This is a genomic window from Vibrio sp. VP6 (assembly GCF_028823755.1).
In the GTDB taxonomy this organism is placed as follows: domain Bacteria; phylum Pseudomonadota; class Gammaproteobacteria; order Enterobacterales; family Vibrionaceae; genus Vibrio; species Vibrio parahaemolyticus.
Window position 1 is genome coordinate 1 of sequence record NZ_JAPEID010000074.1, and the last position, 6,082, is coordinate 6,082.

The following is a 6,082-nucleotide window of genomic DNA, read 5'->3' on the forward strand; positions in this document are numbered from 1 at the left end:
CCGCCTACGCCGAATCCTTCCCTTCATCTTATGATGGAGACTCGTCCGATGCCGCAACAGCGGCATCGAGTGTTTTGCCTGACTATCAAAATGGCCACGTTTATGTGGGTGGTCGTATCGGTTGGGCGGCTTATCAAGATGCTTGCGGCTCTAGTGCTGAGTATTGCGACACCGATACGTTAGGGCTCGGAGTGTATGGCGGATACCAGTTTACGGACTGGTTTGCACTGGAAGGCGGTATGACATCCTATGGCTCTCCGGAAGCGCGTTATGCCACTGGGGGCAAGGTAGAAGCGGATATTTACGGTGGTGAGTTGGCGGTGAAACTAAGCGTACCGGTTACGGAGCGAATGGCACTTTTTACTCGTTTAGGCGGCGCATGGCAGCGTATTGATAAGACGGTCTCACAGATTCCGGGTTCTATTGAAAGCAGTGAATGGAATGTCCTGTCGTCTTTGGGGGTGAGTTATCGCATTTCTCAGCGTTGGTCGTTGCGTGGGGAATACCAATTTATTGATGGTATTGGTGATGGAGAGGTTGACCAAGCCGACCAACACTTTACTTCTGTGGGCCTGACGTATCACTTTGGTCAAGCGACGCCGGTCATTATTGATGAAGCGCTCGTGATTGAGCCAGAGCCTCAGACTGTCACCACCACCCAGACGGTCTCGTTGAGTGCTGAGTCTTTATTTGGTTTCGACTCCTCTGAGCTAACGTACAACGCTGACTTAGAGTCCTTAGCCGAGCAGTTAACGCAATACTCAGAAGATAAGGTTCAAATTGTGGGTCACACTGACAGTACCGGACCTGAAGCGTACAACCAGCGCTTGTCCGAGCGTCGCGCTCAAGCGGTTGCGGATTACTTGAAACGTATGGGCATTGCTGAAAGTCGTCTTACGGTGATGGGTCAGGGTGAAAGCCATCCAATCGCGAGTAATGACACCGTAGAAGGGCGCGCTCAAAACCGCCGAGTTGAGGTGGTATTTGATACTACGGTGGAAGAGACGCAGCCAGTCACGACTCCATCGGGGGCAGAAGAATGAAAAGCGGGACAACGACAATGAAAACATTATGGTTTTATACCATTACGCTGTTGAGCCTACTGTTGGTAGGGTGTAATAACGGCGATGATGGTCTATTAGACATCCCTTCGGGGTGGTCTCACAAAGCAGTATCACTAGCGGTCACACCAAAGTCGGCCTCTATCCCAATGGGGCTGACGCAACAACTTGAAGCGGATGCGGTACTAAATACAGGGCAAACCGTCCGCGTGACCACTGACTCCCATTTAACCTGGACATCTTCTGATGCTGCGATTGCGACGGTGGATGCCGCAGGTCTGGTGACGGGCGTAACACAAGGTACGGTGACGATAACGGCGGAAGGCATCAACAACGATGGCTCACGCGTGTCAGATATTGCGACCATTACCGTCACTGATGCGATAGCGACCGCCTTAACGGTGACGCCAAAGACGAAAAACCTAGCCAAAGGTTTGACTCAGGACTACAAGGCAGAAGCGCTGATGTCGACGGGTCAAGTGATTGATGTAACCGAAAATGCACAATTAACTTGGTCAAGCTTAAATACAACAATAGCAACCATTAGCAATACAACAGGCAGTCAAGGTGTAGCGCAAAGCCTGGAGAAAGGCACGACCACCATCAAAGCAGAAGGCACGGTGAACGGTGTGACATTGTCAGATACCGCCACGTTGACGGTCGGTGATGCTGTGGTTACCAACATTGTGGTGACACCAGTTAATACTTCGGTACCTGTCGGGCTGGAGAAGGCCTTTACGGCGGATGCGGTGATGACGGATGGTACAACGCAAAACGTAACCGAAGAGGCAACCTGGACAACCGCAGACCCAGGTACGGCCTTGGTGAGTGACACGGCCGGAACTAAAGGGATTGCAGAAGGGCGCGCGGTGAGCGCTACGCCGGTTGAGATAACTGCAGCGATTACCATTGATGGTACAGACTTCTCGGCCAGCGGCCATCTTACCGTGACGGATGCCGTGATAACGGGATTTGCTATTGAGCCTAACACTGCATCGGTGCCAAAAGGGCTGGTGCAAAATTTCTTGGCTAAAGCGACCTTGTCTGACGGTGATATTGTTGATGTAACTGAACATGCAAATGTGAGTTGGACATCATCAGACACAGCAATTGCGTCTATCAGCAACAGTACAGGCACGAAAGGTCAGGCCACTGGTGAAGCAGTGGGTGTCGCCACTATTACCGCGACGGCAACGGTAGCAGGAAATACTTGGCAAGATACAGCCACATTAAGTGTGACCAATGCCATTGTGTCCAGCATTCAAGTGACGCCAGCCAATGACACCACGCCTGTAGGGTTAACCAAGCCATTTACGGCGACGGCGACGTTCTCGGACAACTCCACGCGAGACATTACAGCGGACTCAACATTGAGTTGGAGTACGGACAATACAAGTATTGCCACCATTAGCAATACAGTGGGTAATAAAGGGGTAGCGAAAGGTGAAGCAATAGGCAGTGTGACCATTACGGCAACCGATACCTCTGGTCCATCAGCGGTTCAGGGCACGGCGACATTGGATGTAACCGAAGCGGTCATTACCGCTTTGCAAGTGTCACCACCAACAGCAACGGTACCGAACGGCTTGACACAGCAGTACACCGCGACGGCGATCCTATCGGATAACTCAACACAAGATGTGACGACTGACCCAGCGATTAGTTGGACAACCAATAATACAGCGGTTGCTTCTATTAGTAACAATGCGGCAGACAAAGGTACAGCGAAAGGCGAAAGCGTGGGTGGTCCGGTTACCATCACCGCGACAGGTTCAGTAGGCGGTCAGACACTTCAGGCGACGGCGACCATTACGGTCACCAATGCCGTGGTATCTCGCCTACAAGTGACGCCAACGACAGAAACCACCCCGGTGGGTTTAAGCAAGTCGTTCATCGCACGAGCGTTCTTCTCAGACAACACCTCTTTGGATGTGACAGATAATGCAGCGGTCAACTGGAGCTCTTCTGACACGAACATCGCCACCATCACGACGGGTCAGGCGAGCGGCAATGGCGTTGCGAAAGGTGAAGCACCAGGTGTCGTCACCATCAAAGCGTCAGGCTCTTCAAATGGCTCTGACTTTGAAGGCCAGGCTACACTTACGGTTACGGCTGCTGAAGTGGCCAGCATGGTGGTCACACCAGCAAGTGACACCACACCAATTGGGTTAAGCAAGCCATTTACAGCAACGGTGACACTGACGGATGGCACGCCAATCAACGTAACGGATGACCCGGCGATTAGCTGGAGTTCAAGTGACCCAACCATCGCGACCATTGAAACGGGCAATACCTCAGGTGGTAATGGGGTGGCGACAGGTGTGAATCTTGGCACTGTCACCATCACGGCACAAGGCACAGCGAACGGCACGACGTTTACTGAGACCGCGCAATTAACAGTGACCAACGCGGTGATTACTGCGCTACAGGTAACACCACCAACGGAAAGCACCCCCATCGGTTTAAGCAAGCCGTTTACGGCGACGGCCATTTTGTCGGACGGTTCTGGCACGCTAGATGTCACCAACGAAGCGGCCATCAGTTGGAGTTCGAGTGACCCTAGCATTGCGACTATCGTGACAGGTCAAGCGAGTGGTAACGGTGTGGCTACTGGCGCGAAAACGGGCACGGTAACCATCACAGCCAGCGGTACGACGCCTGAAGGTACGCCAGTGCAAGGCACGGCGACACTGGAGGTGACGGATACGATTATCACGTCACTGGAAGTAGCACCGGTATCAGAAACGGTTGCCAAAGGACTTGAGCAGCAGTTCACGGCGACAGCTTACCTATCTGACGGCATTCACAGCATCGATGTAACCAACGACCCGGCTATTAGCTGGACCACAGATAATGCGGCAGTTAGCGTAAGTGCATCTGGTCTAGCGAAAGGAGAAGCGGTTGGCTCAGCGAATGTCATCGCAACAGGCACGACTCCGGAAGGGGCAACGCTTTCTGACTCGGGCGTTCTGAACGTTACAGCGGCGACAGTGAAAAAGCTTCAGGTGACGCCTCCGAATGACACCACACCAATTGGGTTGAATAAACAGTTCACCGCGACGGCGATTTTGACGGATAACTCTACCCAACCAGTAACCGACAATGCCTTAATTAGCTGGAGTTCAAGTGACCCAACCATCGCGACAATCACCACCGGTTTAGCCAGTGGTAATGGTTTGGCTACGGGCGCCGCTACAGGCTCTGTGACCATCAAGGCGCAAGGCACTGTGGGCTCAGAGTCGTTCGAAGGCACAGCGACACTGGATGTGACCAGCGCGGTTCCGGTAGCGAACAGTCTGGAAATTACACCGGTAGACCCAAGCATCGCAAAAGGCACCGACCAACAGTTCACAGCGCAGTACACCTTGACCGACGGCACGCCTGTGGATGTGACGAATGATCCGGCGACCAGTTGGACGTCAGATGATACGAGCATTGCGACGATTACCTCATCGCTCGCGAGTGGAAATGGTTTGGCGCATGGCGCAGAGACTGGCATGGTGACCATCACGGCTGGCGGTACGTACAGTGGTGTTGACCTTGAGGCGACCACATCACTGACGGTGACGGCGGCAGAGATTGCGAGCATCGAGGTGACGCCAAATCCAGCGGAAATTGCAAAAGGACGTACGCAACAGTTTACGGCAACAGCAACGATGACGGACGGGGCGCCACAAGATATCACGACAGACTCCGGCACCAGTTGGGTATCGACCAACACCACGACTGCCAACATCAGTACCTCGGGTGCTGACATGGGTAAAGCCAGCGGTGATGAGGTGGGTATCACCCTTATTAAAGCGACCAATAGTGGTATGACAGGAGAAGCAGGACTTACAGTAACTAATGCAGTATTAGAAGCCATTATTGTGACACCAGACCCACTAAATATCGGTGTTGGCCCCACTAATTCTGGTGATTTGATTGCAACAGGAGTGTATTCTGATGGTACAACTCCAGATATTACTGACCAAGTAGACTGGGTTTCATCAGATATGGATATTGCAACCGTGAACAGTGACGGAACCAATAATGGTTTAGTCACGGGCGTAGTTGCGGGTTCAACTACTGCAACTGCATCGAGGTTAAACACAGAAGGAGTCAACATTTCCAGTAATGTGGTTACAGTTAATGTAGCGCGAGCGCTTGTTAACATTACCATCGACCCTGAAAATGTGACTCTTGATCCGAAGGAAACGGTGAGCTTAACGGCTTGGGGAACTTACAATGACTCCGCTACTCCAGAAAACATTACAAACCTTGTTGACTGGAACATTGTAGATCCCACTATTGCAGTTATCTCTGATGGAAAAATATCCAGTGATGGAATAGGTGGTGTAATTTCGAATGGCACAGTTTCGGATGGCACTACAGAGGCAACGGCTTCCCTAGATGGTGTTGTTAGCTCTAATTCCGTTTATATTACTGCGTGTAATACCCTCGCAGGTCCATGTATCGATATCTTAGATACGACTGAAGGGAATGGAAGTGGCAAACTTTATACCAACTCGCCCAGCGTTAAGTTTCTAGATAGTATTGGTGGAGGAAACTATGTTGATTCGTTTACAGAAGCCGGAGATTTTGGGCCAGTAGGCGAGTACTATCGATTTAACTGGAACCAAGCGAACGAACTCTGTCAGAAATACAATGTCTTAGCTCTTGCTGGAAGAACAAACTGGCGACTGGCGGATAAAGACGAACTACAATTAGAGCTTTATAATGTATATGGAAACATGTTCACTGCACTTGGTTGGCCTGTCAGAAGTGACCAGTGGTCAGCGACTGCAGATGGTTCCCTATACTATCGTGTATCTCTCCACTCTGGCAGCTCCGGTAGTTACGGTGTCAACAGCCCTCAAATGGTACCTTGTGTCTCAAACCCTTAACTGTTGAGTTGTAACTGGTTATTCAAGGTGAGAAATCACCTTGAATACGACAACAAATGGCTAACTCTGTCGCAAATAGATGTAGTGACGTAACAGAACAATCCTCTAGGTACAATTATTCTTCGAGCGCATAAA

At 51.2% G+C, this 6,082-nt stretch carries 2 protein-coding genes; both read left to right on the forward strand.

The genetic code is table 11. The annotated features are described in order from the left end of the window. The coding region (locus OU793_RS23200) for an OmpA family protein (RefSeq protein WP_274647856.1) at positions 1-1,043 on the forward strand (1,043 nt) is incomplete at its 5' end. A 17-nt stretch (positions 1,044-1,060) separates the two neighbouring features. After that, positions 1,061-5,947 (forward strand): Ig-like domain-containing protein, encoded by a 4,887-nt coding sequence (locus OU793_RS23205; protein ID WP_159404413.1) that lies wholly within the window; start codon positions 1,061-1,063, stop codon positions 5,945-5,947. The last annotated feature ends 135 nt before the right edge of the window (positions 5,948-6,082 follow it).

Coding starts and splice junctions, on each gene's coding strand:
- OU793_RS23205 (WP_159404413.1), top strand. CDS start 1,061: ATGAAAACATTATGGTTTTATACCATTACGCTGTTGAGCCTACTGTTG.